This window comes from Paenibacillus sp. YYML68 (genome assembly GCF_027923405.1).
Classification (GTDB): Bacteria; Bacillota; Bacilli; order Paenibacillales; family NBRC-103111; genus Paenibacillus_G.
Genome location: NZ_BQYI01000001.1, coordinates 4,854,740 through 4,869,910, shown reverse-complemented (window position 1 = coordinate 4,869,910; position 15,171 = coordinate 4,854,740). Strand labels below are relative to the sequence as shown.

Below are 15,171 nucleotides of genomic sequence, written 5' to 3'. Positions count from 1 at the left end.
AGGAGACGTGTAAATAATGAAGGAATTCGTATATCGCGTAGCGCCTGCGGATATCAACCACATTGAACCTGTCCGTACGTTTGTCATGGGAATGATGAATAAGCTGTATCCGGCGGGTGCGTATAATCCCGATCCGGATGACCTCGCGCATTTCGAGGAGACGTATATAAGGCCGGGCGATGCGTCCTTTCTGATCGCTGAGGATGTGGAAGGGCGGATCATCGGCGCGGCATCGGTTCGACCGTATAACGATCGCTTCCCATATATGCAGGGGCTGCTCGGGGCAGGGCCGGTCTGCGAGATGTGCCGCTTCTACGTGGACGACAGCTGGCGCAGGAGAGGGGTTGGCGCGCAGCTCTATGCAGGCGCAGAGGCTTATGCCCGGCAGGCGGGCTACCAGGAGAGCTACCTGCACACGTCGGTCTACTTGCCGGGCGGGTTCCCGTTCTGGACCTCGAGAGGCTATGAGGAGCTGTATTGGGAGACGCAGCAGATCGTGCATATGGGTAAGAGGCTTACGTAGACGTAGGGTGATAGTCAGCGGCTTGGAATAGGAGCCGTTGAATCTCATTGTGACTGTATACAGACTTAAGGCACGGACCATCAGCGGTCGGTGCCTTGCTGGTTTGCACGGTGCGGGCGCAAGTGACAGGCTACGCGCCGAGCGACTGGCTCTGCCGCTCAACGGACGGACGCAGCTTCCCTGTCCAGATGCAGTAGCCCATACCGACATACGCGATGCCCCAGAAGGCAGCGAAGAACTGGTTGTCTGCCACAGGTAGGAAGGTGTTCAGCAGCATCAGAATGAGCAACGCTGGGACCCAGCGGGGGAATACGTTCGCACGGAAGGTGAGAATGGCGAACAGTAGCGAGCCTCCCATCAGACCGATCATCATGATCAATCTCGAGATGTTGACGACTGTTCCTTCAGGCAGAGCCGCACCCGGCTCTGCGGTCAGCTGCCCCCATACCATCGCCGTCGTCAAGATGTTCGCAACGATGATCGCGAGCGTCGTGATGAAGCCGGTCACTCCGGTTTCACGGGACTGCACCATATAGGTGGCGATTGTGCCGACCGACATCAGCACACAGGCGATTAAGCCGAAGGTCAGCTCCTGCGGGCTGTCTGTTCCCCAGATAATGGCTGAAGGTGTCATACCGATACGGGTAATACCCGCTGCAATACAGACCATGCCGAGCCATCGGATAACTTGCATTTCGTTCATCGTGAATACCCTCCTCATTGTGCTTGCGTGTTCTTATGAACGTATCATACCGAACGCCAATTCCCAGCGAATAGAGCATCATTCCCAAGTGGCATCGGGAAGTATTCGGGAATGCGCAGGAATCGTTCGGAGGCAAGGTGGGAAATTGCTGCACAACCGTATTCAACCGACATGGTGACGGCTATAATCTAAGGTAATAAGATAAGGGTGCTGGAAAGGCGTGCAGTGTATGGAGATGGAGGCTATGGAGGCTCACAGTCACAGGTTGAAACAGAGGCTGCTCGGCGGCGGTCTGCAGCTCATCGTCATTACGTTCTGCATCTTGACGATGTTTACCTATATGAGCAGTATTCCGGGCTACTACGAGGCTATGGTGAGTCGGTGCATCCTGCAAGGCTGCGGCAGTCTGGTCGCCCCGATGACGATTCCTGACGGTGGGCTTGCCTTGGAGGGGTACGCCTTGCTGCTCGTGCTGATCGACAGCGGCTTCACGTTCGTATTCTATGCGACGTCGGGCGTCATGCTGTGGAAGGCGTACCGCGAGCCGATGGGTCTATTGGCTGCTGCGGCGATGGTTGCGTTCGGCACCTCGTTCCCGTCGCTTGCCATGACCGCTTCAGCGGGCAATGGGCTGGCGGAGCTATGGTTCATGCTGATCTCGACGCTCGGGTGGGCGCTGCTGTCGCTGTTTATTTTTCTTTTTCCAGATGGGCGCTTCGTTCCGGGTTGGACACGCTTCGTCTTCCTGCTGGTCGTCGCTGTGGGAGTGCTGCAGCTGGTGTATCGTGGTCAGCTCTGGTCAAGTCTTGAGATGTCTGCTTACGTGCAGCTCGTCTGGTATGTCGGCTCCACCGTAATCCTCATCTATTCGCAGGTGTATCGGTTCCGGTACGTGTCCCGTCCTGTTGAGCGTCAGCAGACGAAGTGGGTCGTGTACGGTGTATCGATCGGAGTGGTCGGCTTCGTCAGCATGAGCATTTTGTTCGATCCCGCCTTCCATGATGGCTCCGCGCTCACGTACGTGTATCTCAACGCCGTGCTGAATGCCTCATTGGCAGCGATCCCGATCACACTGATGATTGCATTGTTACGACAGCGGCTGTGGAACATCGATCCCTTAGTCGTGAGGACGATTGTCTACGCGGCATTGTCTGTCTGCGTCGTGCTGCTGTATGTCAGCGCTGTTCTATACTTGGGGCAGCTGTTCGGTACCAGAGATTCACTTGTCGTGCAGCTGCTGGCTACCGGCTTCGTTGCGGTGGCGTTCGCGCCGCTCAAGGAATGGCTCCAGCGCAGGGTTAAGCGGATGATGAAGGGACGGCACGATGATCCGTATGCGGTGCTGCTGGAGCTGGGCAACCAGCTCATTCAGCCGCTCCTGCCGGAAGCGATGGTGGATGCTGTCGTACGAACCGTTCGCGAGTCGCTGCGTCTGCCGCATGCTTCCATCTCGATAGGTGTCGGCAGTCACTCGAAGGTGGTTGCCTCGTCCGGAGTGTCTATACCTATGGAAAAGCTGCATGCCCACCCGATTATTCATCAAGGCGAGCAGCTCGGTACCCTGTACATCGCCAGCCGTTCGCCGGGTGAATCGTTCACGGCGGAGGACGGTAAGCTTCTCGATGTGCTGCTGCGGCAAGCCGGGCCGATCGTCCACAACGTGAGTACGACGCTCGGCATGAAGCTGCTGGCCGAGGACCTGCAGCAATCCCGTGAGAGGCTAGTGCTCGCGAGGGAGGAGGAACGCAGGCAGATTCGTAACAACCTGCACGATGATCTCGCGCCGAGGCTCGCTGCGCTTGCGCTCAACGTGTCGACCGCTCAGAAGTATGTCGAGAAGAACCCTGCAACGGCGTTAGAGCTGCTGACGGACCTGCGGCAGATGATCCGTGCGACGGTGAATGATATTCGAGTCATGGTGCATGACCTGCGTCCGCCGGCGCTTGATGAGCTGGGGCTCATCGGCGCAATACAAGAACGCATTCATCAGCTGCTGAAGCCTGTACAGCTGCTCGCTGAGGAGCAGGGGAGCGAGCCGCTGCGCGTCCGAGTAGAAGCGCCGCATCCATTGCCTGACTTGCCTGCGGCTGTAGAGGTCGCGGCGTATCGCATCGTGCTCGAGTCGGTCGTCAATGTGATCAAGCACGCGCAGGCGACGAGCTGTACGGTGAGGCTCGACGTCTCGATGGAGCAGCAGCTGATCGTAGAGGTTACGGATAACGGGAGCGGCGATATTGGAGCTGCTGTCGCTGCTGCTAAAGCCGACAAGACAGGCATCGGCCATCAGTCGATCCGGGAGCGGGTCGCTGAGCTTGGCGGGCAGTGCTCGATTGAGCGCAGTAGCGGGGGAGGTACGCGAGTGCTCGCGGTGCTGCCGCGGTAGCTGTGGGCATGGCCTGTGAGGAATGCACGGGTCCGACCTGTATGATCAGAATCAGACTTCATAGAGAAGGGAGCTGCTGCGCATGAGAATCGTAATCGCCGACGACCATCCGCTGTTCCGCAGCGGGGTGCGGAATCTGCTAAGCACGACTGACGATCTGGAGATCGTCGGAGAGGCGTCATCCGGTGATGAAGCGCTGGAGCTGGCGGCGGCGTTGCAGCCAGACCTGCTGCTGATGGACATTCGTATGCCGGGAAGGAACGGAATCGAGGCGACAAGGCTCATCAAGGACAAGCACCCGCACATCGAGGTGCTCGTGCTGACGATGTTCGAGGACGATCAGTCTGTATTCACCGCGATGCGGGCAGGAGCGAAGGGCTACGTGCTCAAGGATGCCGACGAGGCCGAGCTGCTGCAATCGATTCGGATCGTTGGCAGCGGCGGTGCTGTGTTCAGCTCAGACATCGCCTCGCGGATGATGTACTATTTCTCCGCACCGAAGGCTGCCGCCACGACGGAGCATCCGGCGCTCGCCGAGCTGTCGCGACGGGAGCTCGACATTCTCGAGCGGCTCGCGGAGGGCGAGACGAACGCGCAGATTGCAGCTCGTCTTATGATCAGCGCGAAGACCGTCGCGAACTACGTCTCGACAATTCTCAATAAGCTGCAGGTCACCGACCGCCATGAGGCGAGCCGTCTGCTGAAGGAGACGCGGGAGCCTTGATTGGTCGCGTGCGGCAATAAGATTTCACCATGAATCATGAGGCGCTTGACCTGACAGGTCGGCGTCTTTTTCCTATGATATGACATGAATTAGGGATCGCTTTCCCCTAGCAGGCTTGATACAATAATAGGATAAAAAGGAGGGCGGAGCGTCGTGGAACCTATTGTTACGCCGGCCGGGCTGCGAGCTGTGCCGGAGCTGAGCTACTTGACAGCGACGAATGTCGCGCGGTACCGAGCGATTATGCGATTCATCTATCTGGAGTACCAGCGGTTGAAGTACTGGCTGCGACCGGAGGAAATATACGAGGGTGTACTAGCGTTCGGTGTGCTGGACGGGTACACGCTGGAGCAGTGCATGTCCGATCTGGAGAGCTTGAAGAACTGGGGCAACCTCGCTTCTCGCCATGACGGCGGTCGGGCGCTGTCCCTTGAGGAATATATGCGCAAGAAGAGCCAGTACTTGCTCACACCGTACTCGATCGAGATTGAGCGGATGCTGGAGACGCTGGAGAAGGTGAAGGGATACGGCGGCTCGCTCGAGACGACGTACTTCGATACGATCGCCGCGTGCGTGCATGAGATTCGGGAGCGGGCCGATCTGTTCGAGCTGGGTGAAGCGCTGCACAATTGGGAGAAGCTGTACGTCGCCTTCAAGACGATGCATGATAATGCGGCGGACTTCATCGCGAGCATTCATTCGATTCAGGCCGATGAGATGATGGCGACCGAGGGCTTCCTTGCGTTGAAGGACAATCTCGTCAACTACCTCCAGCACTTCGTCAAGAGCCTCCAGCGGAGCGCATACAAGATCGAGGGACAGCTGCTGCGCATCGGAGACGGGCTGAGGGACCTGTATCTGGAGAAGGTGCTGGCGGACGAGCTGCGGAAGCCGCGACTCGAGGAGGGCAAGTCCGAGCAGGAGCTATGGCTGGAGTTCTCCCAAGGCTGGAGCAACCTTAGACGCTGGTTCATCGGAAGCGACAGTGAGCTGAGCGAATTAACGTTATTGGAAAAAGCGACGAAGGAAGCGATCGCCAAGGTCGTCCGCAGCGCCGTGCGGCTGCAGGAGCGCAGACGAGGCGGCGTTAGTCGTCGCAACGATCTGGAGACGCTCGGCCGCCGCTTCGCCGAGCTCGACGATGTGTTGGAGGCGCATCGGCTGGCCGCCTATGCGTTCGGGCTGTTCGCGACGCGCCACCTGCAAGGGCACGATGCGCGTGAGACGGAGCGGGCGGACGCCTCGACGTGGAACGAGCCGCCCAATGTGCGCCTCATCCGCACCCGCAGCCGCAAGCGGTCCGTGCGCTCGGCGTCGGAGCCGATGCGTAGCCATGCGGCGAAGCGGGAGGCGTACCGCGAGCAGGTCGAGGCGCAGCTGGCTGAGGAGCGGGCATTCGTCGAGCAGATGCGCGGATACGGCTTGACCGCGATTGCCGATCTGCCGATGCTGAAGGGCAAGGAGCGGATGCGGCTGCTGCAGTGGATCGGACGATGCACGGCGACGGCGTCGAGATCGTTCGTGACAGCCGACGGCTACCGGATCGCAGTGAAGCTGCCGGACGATCCGGAGGACGAGGCGGTGCTGCAGAGCCAGGATGGCGATCTGGTCATGCTCAACTATTCCATCGAGGTGACGGAAGGAGGGACGCTGCATGGCTAGAGGCGGAACGACCTCCTATGCGATCCGGCGTATGCGCTCGAACAAGAAGGCCGACGCGGAGCAGTGGAACGAGCGGCGCCGAGCGTGCGCACATGCGCTGCTGAACCGTCCCTGGATTACGAAGGAAGACGATGCCGAGCTGTTCTACTGGATCAAGGACCAGTACACCGAGCTGCGCGACTGGTTCGCGGAGTACACGGGCTTCGTGCTGCTGCTGACGCGCACGATGGCGAAGCTGGACAAGGCTCCGCTCGCAGCTGAGCCGTGGATGGGCTTCCCGGAATTTCGCGATGTGCGGGACTATGCGCTGTTCACGTACGCGCTCTGGTATCTCGAGTCGAAGACGGAGCTCGATCAATTCGTGCTGACCGACATCGTCGAGCAGGTGAGCGAGCAGCTGAAGGCTACGGGCGTTGAGATGGATTGGGAGAATTACCAGCAGCGGCTGTCGATGGTGCGTGCCTTGAAGAAGCTGCGTCAGCTTGGCGTGCTCGTGCACGTCGACGGCGATGAGACCGACTGGGCGCATCATACGGACAAGAACGTGCTGTACGAGTGCTCGCCATCGGCTAGGTATGTGCTGCGGTATTACCCGAAGGAGCTGAAGCAGTACGGCAAGCTCGAAGACTTCAACGAGCAGGTCGTATACCCGGAGACAGTAGAGGGTGAGCTTCGCAAAAGACGGCATCGCGTCTACCGGCGTCTCCTTATCGAGCCCGCTGTGGCCGACCGGGAATGGCACAGCGATGATCTGTATTATGTCGTGACGCAGCGTCGAGCGATTATGGACAATCTTCAATTCATGCTCGGACTTGAAGGGAGCCGCTATCGGGAAGGACTGTTCTTCTTCTACCCGGAGCTGACTGGAGAATGCAGCTTGTTCCCGACCGCTGCCGCCATCTCCGACCTCGTGCTGCTGTTCGCCGGGGAGCTGCGCCGAGCAATCGGTCGCAACGATTGCTATGTGACCGATCAAGGGACGGTTGAGTTGACGCGCACCGATGTTGAGGCGTTGCTGTACAAGCTGCAGCAGCGGCACAGCGACTATTGGAGCAAGGAGCATCGGAGCATGGGGCTTGGCGAGCTGGCGGACCTGCTGACCCAGCACATGACAGAGTGGAAGCTTGGCAGCTGGCTCGGACAAGACGGAGACGGCGAAGCGAGACAGCGGTTCGTCGTGTCGGCGGTCGTGTCGAGATGGAATGCGGATTATTCGCTCGATGAGGAGGAGGGAGCAACGTCGTGATGGACTCATATATACATGAAGAAACGGCTGCACAAGCCGTGCAGGAGGAGCAGAAGGAACGTAACCGCTGGCAGATGAACCGGGCGGGTATCTTGAACTTCTGGTTCTACGAGGAGGAGGAGTTCGGCCTCGAGGAAGGCCGCCTCGTGCTGCGGGGAACGAACGGCGCAGGTAAGTCCGTGACGATGCAGAGCTTCGTGCCGCTCGTGCTGGATGGTGACAAGCGACCGCATCGGCTCGATCCGTTCGGCTCGAAGGATCGGAAGATTGAGTATTATTTGCTCGGCGACAAGGAGGAGCATAGCGACCGTACAGGCTACCTATGGCTGGAGTTCTACCATCCCGGCAAGGGCATCTACAAGACGATCGGTATTGGTCTGCGGGCGCGGCGCGGCATGGCCCAGGTCGGCTTCTGGGGCTTCGTGCTGGAGGACGGACGGCGTATCAATCATGACTTCTGGCTGTATGACCGCGTGCTCGAGCTGGAGGGACAGGGGAAGTATCCGCTCGACCGCAAGACGCTGGAGGAGCGGATCGGCGCGGGCGGACAGGTCGTGCAGGAGCAGCGTGCGTATCGGGATCTTGTGAACCGGTCGCTGTTCGGCTACTACGACAAGGAGGCATATACGGACCTGCTGCAGCTGCTCGTACAGCTGCGCAGCCCGAAGCTGTCCAAGGACGTGAAGCCGACTGCTATATACGACATTCTCGTGCAGGCACTGCCGCCTCTGCAGGAGGAGGAGCTGCGTCCGTTGTCCGAGGTGATGGAGGATATGGACCAGCTGTCGGATCGGCTCGAGGAGCTGAAGCTGCACCGCAACGAGCTGGAGAAGCTGAATCGCAGCTATGAGCAATATAATCGGTTCCTGTTGTATCAGAGCGGCGAGCAGCTGCTGGCGGCGAGCGCAGAGCAGGAGACGGTGCAGCGGCAGCTGTCGTCTCTGTCGAAGGAGCTGGATGGTGCGCTGCAAGGGGAGACAGACGCCCAGCAGCAGCAGCAGGCCGTGCGCGAGCAGCAGCTGGAGGTCGAGACGGAGCTCGAGCTGCTCGGCCGCAGCGAGGCGATGGAGAAGCAGAAGGAGCTGGAGCAGGCGGAGCAGCAGCACCGTGATACGGAGCAGTATGCCGATCAGGCGCAGAAGCGGCTGACGGCGGCGCTGCGCAGCTGCGAGAATGCGGAGCTCGCAGCGGAGAAGGCGCGTAAGCTGCAGGGTGAGCTGCTGGAGCAGCAGAGGGAAGGTCTCGAGGAGCTGGAAGGCTTGGCCGGCGATATCGAGTTCGGGTACCACGGCGTCTATGCGAAGTACTGGAGTCCGGATCCGCCAGAGGACGTCGCCTTTGCAGCCGCATGGCGCAAGGATGCCGAGACGCACCGCAGCGAGCTGCAGGCTGCGATTCGGCTTGCCGAGCAGGAGCGCGAAGCGGGCGTGCTCGTCGCGGAGTATGACAAGCAGCTCGGCGCGATGCGCGCCGAGCGCGACCAGGCCGAGCGGCACATGCGCGATTCAGAGGAGGCGTCCGAGTCGGCGCTGCACGCGTGGAAGGAACGCATGCTCGAATGGAAGCAGTCGCTGCGGCAGCTCCAGCTGAGCGAGCAGGCGGTGCAGGCGATGTTCGCCGCGAGCAGTGGGCTGTCGTACGAGCAGCAGGCGGTCGATGCCGTGCTGCAGCCTGCCCGCGAGGCGGCAGAGCAGCAGCGGCAGGAGCTGACGACTGCGAGACTCGAGCTGCAGCAGCAGGTGAAGCTGCTCGAGGCGGAGCTGTCCGCGCTCGCTGCAGAGAAGCGCGCTTGGGAGCAGTCGCGCGAGCCAGAGCCTGCGCGCACAGAGGCGCGGGCAAGGACGCGCAGTCGGTACGCCCCGGGCTACGGTGCGCCGCTATATGAGGTGTGCGAGTTCCATGCGCATATCGGGTCGGAGCAGCAGGCGAGCATCGAGTATGCGCTGCTGCAGAGCGGCATACTCGATGCGTGGATTCGGCCTGACGGCCAGCAAGCGGCTGTGCAGCTTCAGGGAGACGCAGAAGAGGTATGGATCACCGCACAGCCGCTCGACTGGGGCTACACGCTGGCTGATATGCTGAAGCCGCTCCCTTCGCCGGAATGTGGGCTGACCGGGCAGCAGATTGAGGCAGTGCTGCGCTCGTTCGCATGGGGCGAGAGCTACAGCCCGCAGACCGTTGCGACGGACGCGGCTGCGATGGTCGTCGGACGGGATTATTACCAGCTGGGCGCTGTCGTCGGGAAGGTGGACGGCACAGCGCATCAGGCGCAATATATCGGCAAGGAAGCGCGGAAGCGGTTCAAGCAGGCTGAGATTGCGCGTCTCGTGCAGGAGATGCAGCGGTGTGAGGCGGAGCTGGCTAGCTTGCGCGAGCGTATCGGCGAAGTGGAAGCGAAGGCCGCAGCTGTGCAGAGCGAGCTGGCAGCGTTCCCGATCAAGGATAGCTACCACGAAGCCCTTCGCAAGGCGTGGGGCGTGCAGTATGAGGCGACGGCGAGGTTCCGGCTCCTGCTGGAGCAGGAGAATCGGATGGCCGAGCAGCTGCGCAGCAAGGAGCAGCACTGGTCGCAGCTGAAGCAGGCGCTCATCGCCGCCTGCGCGGACTGGTCGCGCCTGAAGACGCTTCGCGACCTGCAAGAGGCCGTTCAGTCGCTCGCCGCGTACATGGACGGCGTCTCGACGCTCATCTCCGACTGGCGAGAATACCGCCAGAAGGCGGAGGAGGCGAAGCGGTATGAGGACGAGGCCAAGTCTCATGCCGAGGTCGTGGAGCTGGAGGAGGAGAATCGCGATACGCTGCTTGAGAAGCTGCTCTCGCTGCGCGTCAAGGTCGATCAGCTGCGCAAGCTGATGGAGGAGCTCGGGATCAGCGATCTGCACGCCCGCATCAGCGGGCTGAAGGATCGTCGTGTTGCCTTGCAGACGGCGCAGAAGCAGCTGGCAGACGATCTCGTCGCGCTTGCGAAGCGGGTCGGTGTGCTGCAGGAGCGTAAGGCAGCACTCTCGACGCAGGTGCAAGAGGCATCGGACAAGCTTGCGCGTCGCGTGCGCCTGTTCAGCGAGGAGTGGCGCTTGCAGCTTGTGCCCGAGGTCATGGGGCAGACGCTCGGAGACGAACGCGCCGAATGGCTCTCCGCCTGCAAGGCGATCGTCGCGCAGCTGGAGCCCTCTGCTTCTCGCCAGAACCGCGAGCGGCTCAGCGGCGTACTGCAGGATCAATACAATGCAGCCAAGCATCTGCTCGGCGAATATGTGCTCGAGCAGGAGATTAGCGAGTATGGTCGGATCACGCTCATGTCGCTGCGCGACCGGACGCGACCGCAGAAGCCGGCGGCGCTGCTCGCCGAGATGAGCGATATTTTAACCGAGCAGGAGAATCTGTTAAGTGAGAAGGATCGGGAGTTGTTCGAGGAGATTATACTGCGAAGCGTGGGTAAGTCGATCCGTCAGCGCATTCAGCGTGCGGAGCTGTGGATGAAGACGATGAACCGGCTCATGGCTGAGCGCGATACGTCGAGCGGACTGAAGCTGCAGCTGCAGTGGCTGCCTAAGGCGGCTCAGTCGGAGTCGGAGCTGAACAGCGACGAGCTGGTCGCGCTGCTGCGCAAGGATGCGCATCTGCTGCATGACGATGAGGTGGAGCGGCTCGTCGGACACTTCCGCTCGCGGGTACAGTGGGCGAAGCAGGGAGCAGCTGAGGAGCGCGAGGCGCTGCGCAAGCATATTTACGACATGCTGGATTACCGGTCGTGGTTCCAGTTCTCTCTGCGCTACAAGAAGGGCGAGGAGACGCAGTACCGCGAGCTGACCGATGCGCGCTTCAACGTGCTGAGCGGCGGCGAGAAGGCGATGTCGATGTATATTCCTCTGTTCGCGGCTACGTATTCCCGTTATGCGGATGCGAGCCCGGATGCGCCGAAGATCATCTCGCTCGACGAGGCGTTCGCCGGAGTCGATGATGAGAATATCCGCGATCTGTTCGGTCTGCTGACGGAGATGGACTTCGACTACATGATGACGTCGCAGGTGCTGTGGGGCTGCTACGATACGGTGCCGAAGCTCGGCATCTGCGAGATCTACCGTCCGAAGGATGCGAGCTATGTGACCGTATTCCGCTACCGCTGGAATGGAAGACGGCTGGAGTCGATTGCGGCGGCAGCTGAAGGGGCGGACGCGCAGTGAGCGAGCTGGAGGCGGTACAGCGCTACTTCGGACGACCTGAGTTCCGACGGTTCCTCGCGCAGCTGGAGCGGCAGTACCGCTCATCGACTGCGGGCGCTCGCGGGTATGTAACGCTGGTGAGCCTATCCGAAGAGGAACGCCGCGTGCTGGACGAGTTTTATGCGACGTATAGCGTTCCTGTGCCGAATGAGACGAAGCGGTATTCGATTCGTAAGTTCGAGCAGCAGCTGCTTGCGAGTCGCTTCGCGCTCACCGTTGCTGAGCTGCTGACCGTGCTGAACGGCGGCGAGTCGGTGCGCACGCGGCAGGAGCAGCAGCAGCTGGAGGAGGCCGAGTGGGCGCAGGTCGTGACATCGGCGCTAGAGGAGTCGGGGCTGATGCTGCTGGCTGATTCGATCGGCGACGGAGACAGCGTCGGTAGCGATGGCAGTAGCTCCGGTAAATGTCGCTGCGACAGCTTAAGCGGCAGTGTGAGTATGAACACGAGCCAGAACATGAGTATCGGTGCAGCTCGTAAAGGTAAAGCCCCCTTGCTGCGCTGGGTGCAGGGGCTCTTGGACGGCACATCGCCGGGTGCCCGCACGCTGCGGCGCGTGTTCGCGAGGTCGCCGGAGGAGGCTCGTCATTGTCTTCGCCACTGCCTGGCTGCGCTCATCGAGGTGATCGGTCAACCCGATGGCTCCAGTCCGGTTCGGCTGCCGATTCTGTCAGCGGAGGTGACCGGTGATGCGCATGCGCTCGATTGGAAGCAGCCGCTCGGACGGTTGTTCTGGTGGGGGCTGACGTCGGTAAGCGGCTTCCTTTCGGGTCATGCGATGGAGGAGGAGGATGCGGCTGTGGAGCTGGCGGCGGAGCTACAAGACTCGCAGGCGATCTGGATTCGGGAAGGGTACCGACGCGGAGGTGTGGCAGACGATGATGTGTCCTCACAGGTGATGCTATGTGCGCCCGGTCTGTTCGGAGAATGTGAGGAGCGCGTTCTTACATTGCGACAGGTAGAGCGTCTGACGGAGCGGACAGGGGTTGAGATGGGGTTGCAGCAGCTGTACATGGTCGAAAATCCTTCGGTATTCGCCGAGCTCGTCGATGCGCTTGCGCTTCGGGAGCTGCGCGCCTCGTTAGGAGCCCCCGCAGCCTCAGGTCATGTGAGCTCGCAGGCTTCGATTGTCATCATCTGCGGCAACGGTCAGCCGACGACAGCCGTGTTGAAGCTGCTCGATTGGCTGACGTCAGGCCATCCTGACGTACGGTTTCATTATGCCGGTGATTTGGACCCGAGTGGTCTCGTGATCGCACAAGGCTTGCAGCGGCGGTATCCGGAAGCTTTTTTACCCTGGCATATGGATATGGAGGTATACAAGAAGTACGTGCATCGAGGTATGCGGATGACCGAGGCGGAACGGCTTAGAGTGCAGCAGTCCATGTGCAGCTGGGCAGAGGAGCTCAGTCGGGTGATGGCCGATACGGGGGTGAAGCTGCATCAGGAGCTGTGGGTGAAGTCGTTAATAGGCGATTTGGTATAAATGTAGAGAGCTATGACGCATGTGCTGCGGCAGGCTCTTTTTTTTATGATAGTCAATTATTCATTAAATATATTTAACATTACTGAGAAGGGATTAATTCCCTAATGTAGAACTATGTAAATGTATTGGTTTTGAGTGGGGCTCGTGTCATAGGGTGACGAATTTTCTAGTTCCACGGATAGGTTGGAATGCTTGCTTGTGAATGGGGCAAAGGGGTTGATGACGATGGTTGACTTCATCGAAGCAGGTTCGGAGCACGCATCCTTCCTATTTGAGCTCTATGCCTCAACTCGAGGAGATGACTTCACCCCATTAGGCTTGCCTAAGGGCGAGCTGGCGGCTCTGCTACGGATGCAGTATGAGGCGCAGCGTAGCTTCTATGATTCGAACTACGCCGATGCCGAGCATCGAGTCATTACGCATGAGGGCGAGCCGATTGGCAGGATGCTGGTGAGCCGGGAGGAAGAGTGGCTAGTGCTGGTGGACATTGCCTTGTTGCCCGCGTTCCGTCGTCGAGGGATTGGAGGGATGCTGCTGAAGCGGCTGCAGACCGATGCCAGTAAGCATGGCTTAGGGATTCAGTTGCACGTCAGGGTGGGGAATCCGGCACGGTCCTTGTATGAGAGGTATGGATTTGAAGCAGCTCCCGAGCAACACTCCAGTCCATTTACTGTCATGAAGTGGAAGGCGGGAGAGAGCACAGGCATGTCCGTGTAGCTAGGAATGAACGGAATTGAATCGTTATTTCATTCAATGTGAAGAAGGGGGACAAGTGAGATGGAAGCTTATTTAGGAACCATAATGCCTTGGACAGCAGACTTTGCGCCAAAAGGCTGGCACTTCTGTAATGGTGCGTTGTTGCCGATTAATCAGTATGAGGCGCTATTCTCGCTGCTAGGTGTCCAGTACGGGGGGAACGGGCAGACTACATTCGGTCTTCCTAACCTGAACGGGCGCGTGGCAGTAGGAGCTTACCAAGGCGGAGTACCCACAGGTACTACTCATTTCAATCCGGGGGTTATGGCTGGTACGGAAACAAGGACATTAATCCAATCTCAGATGCCGCAACATACTCATGCCGCGAGCACATCATCCAGCGGGGCGTACTATCAAGGGATGCATGTGCAGTTTCCGGCTGTTGCCTCCTTTGACGGGATGTCGGAAGCGCCTGGTGCGGACAAGATGTTCGCTAAAGCGGTTGATTCGAGTGGCGCTGAGATCCATATGTATGCAACAGGAGCTGTGGACACCTACCTGAAGGAGGCGGTGGTTGTTGGCGGTGACGTTGTAGGAGAGCTAAGCACAACACTGGGTGTGGCAGGACAGGGCATTCCGTTTTCATTACTCAATCCTTGTCAGGCTGTGAATTACATTATCTGTGTGCAGGGCTATTATCCTTCAAGATGGTAATAAAGAACGCTACATTAAAATATGAATGATGAAGGGAACTGATGAGATGATTGAATCTTACCTTGGAAGCATTGTGGCCTGGGCGCCTAATTTTGAACCTAGAGGCTGGCTCTTCTGTAATGGAAGATTGCTTAATATCAGCACGAATACGGCGTTATTCTCATTACTTGGAACTAGATATGGAGGGGATGGGCGAACCACGTTCGCGTTGCCGAACTTGAATGGACGCGTTCCTGTCGGTGCCTACATGGGGGGATCTTCCGCTGGAACCTCACAATATGTGCTTGGGGAAACGGGTGGAAATGAGCAAGTGACACTTACAAATAGTCAGCTTCCAGCTCATACACATGCAGCCGTCACAACAGGCCACAACTTGCAAGTTACGGGCATGCAAGTGAAATTGCCCGCCAGCTCGAACCCAAGCGGCGGTGATACGAATGTCCCAGGACCACTGGCAAGTCCTGCCGCTGTATATGACGGGAACGGCTCACCTGTGAATGCGTATACGACAGGTCCGACGGATACATATATGAAGGAGGCCGTTGTTACAGGAGGCACGTTGAGTGGAGCATTCACCACTACAGTTGGACTTGCAGGCGGTTCGATTCCGGTTGATATTAGGCAGCCGTTCCAAGCTGTGAACTATATTATTTGTGTGGAAGGGATCTTCCCTTCGCGCGCTAATTAAGAGATGCTGTAGTTGAACAAGTAGATGAGCTAGTTGACCCCTGAGGGCTATTAGCTCTTCCTTTATTTTCAAGCAAATAAATAGGCGTGTCTGGGGCATGTCTGTGGTGTAAGGAGAAGTGATCC

The 15,171-nt window shown here is 59.1% G+C and carries 11 protein-coding genes and 1 pseudogene; 11 read left to right on the top strand and 1 reads right to left on the bottom strand.

From position 1 onward, the window contains the following. Positions 1–16: 16 nt before the first annotated feature. Positions 17–523 carry a GNAT family N-acetyltransferase gene (locus PAE68_RS21775; RefSeq protein ID WP_281890484.1) on the top strand — a complete coding sequence of 169 codons (507 nt, stop codon included), beginning with the start codon at positions 17–19 and terminating at the stop codon, positions 521–523. 130 nt (positions 524–653) lie between these two features. Here PAE68_RS21775 and PAE68_RS21770 read toward each other — a convergent pair whose 3' ends face one another. Further along, positions 654–1,226, bottom strand: coding sequence for a hypothetical protein (locus PAE68_RS21770; protein ID WP_281890482.1), 573 nt, complete (start codon positions 1,224–1,226; stop codon positions 654–656). Between the two features lie 244 nt (positions 1,227–1,470). Here PAE68_RS21770 and PAE68_RS21765 point away from each other — a divergent pair, with 244 nt between their 5' ends. The 10 genes and pseudogenes from PAE68_RS21765 to PAE68_RS21720 all read left to right on the top strand — a co-directional run bounded on the left by PAE68_RS21765 (position 1,471) and on the right by PAE68_RS21720 (position 15,046). Further along, entirely contained in the window at positions 1,471–3,609 is a 2,139-nt protein-coding gene (locus tag PAE68_RS21765) for a histidine kinase (RefSeq protein WP_281890480.1), read from the top strand. A gap of 82 nt (positions 3,610–3,691) precedes the next feature. Beyond that, a complete protein-coding gene (locus PAE68_RS21760; protein ID WP_281890477.1) occupies positions 3,692–4,333 on the top strand; it encodes a response regulator transcription factor in 642 nt (213 codons plus the stop codon). A 153-nt stretch (positions 4,334–4,486) separates the two neighbouring features. Continuing rightward, positions 4,487–5,995, top strand: coding sequence for a TIGR02677 family protein (locus PAE68_RS21755; protein ID WP_281890473.1), 1,509 nt, complete (start codon positions 4,487–4,489; stop codon positions 5,993–5,995). Then, positions 5,988–7,241 (top strand): TIGR02678 family protein, encoded by a 1,254-nt coding sequence (locus PAE68_RS21750; protein WP_281890472.1) that lies wholly within the window; start codon positions 5,988–5,990, stop codon positions 7,239–7,241. The genes PAE68_RS21755 and PAE68_RS21750 overlap by 8 nt, the downstream gene beginning before the upstream one ends. After that, positions 7,241–11,425: a TIGR02680 family protein gene (locus PAE68_RS21745; protein WP_281890469.1), complete on the top strand. Its 4,185-nt coding sequence runs from the start codon at positions 7,241–7,243 to the stop codon at positions 11,423–11,425. The genes PAE68_RS21750 and PAE68_RS21745 overlap by 1 nt, the downstream gene beginning before the upstream one ends. Further along, positions 11,422–12,948 carry a TIGR02679 domain-containing protein gene (locus PAE68_RS21740; RefSeq protein ID WP_281890467.1) on the top strand — a complete coding sequence of 509 codons (1,527 nt, stop codon included), beginning with the start codon at positions 11,422–11,424 and terminating at the stop codon, positions 12,946–12,948. The genes PAE68_RS21745 and PAE68_RS21740 overlap by 4 nt, the downstream gene beginning before the upstream one ends. A gap of 225 nt (positions 12,949–13,173) precedes the next feature. Then, positions 13,174–13,665 carry a GNAT family N-acetyltransferase gene (locus PAE68_RS21735; RefSeq protein ID WP_281890464.1) on the top strand — a complete coding sequence of 164 codons (492 nt, stop codon included), beginning with the start codon at positions 13,174–13,176 and terminating at the stop codon, positions 13,663–13,665. Between the two features lie 60 nt (positions 13,666–13,725). Beyond that, positions 13,726–14,358 (top strand): phage tail protein, encoded by a 633-nt coding sequence (locus tag PAE68_RS21730; protein ID WP_281890460.1) that lies wholly within the window; start codon positions 13,726–13,728, stop codon positions 14,356–14,358. A gap of 25 nt (positions 14,359–14,383) precedes the next feature. Next, a pseudogene (locus tag PAE68_RS21725) lies at positions 14,384–14,581 on the top strand (phage tail protein); the annotation flags it as partial. A gap of 87 nt (positions 14,582–14,668) precedes the next feature. Continuing rightward, a complete protein-coding gene (locus tag PAE68_RS21720) occupies positions 14,669–15,046 on the top strand; it encodes a phage tail protein (RefSeq protein ID WP_281891198.1) in 378 nt (125 codons plus the stop codon). The last annotated feature ends 125 nt before the right edge of the window (positions 15,047–15,171 follow it).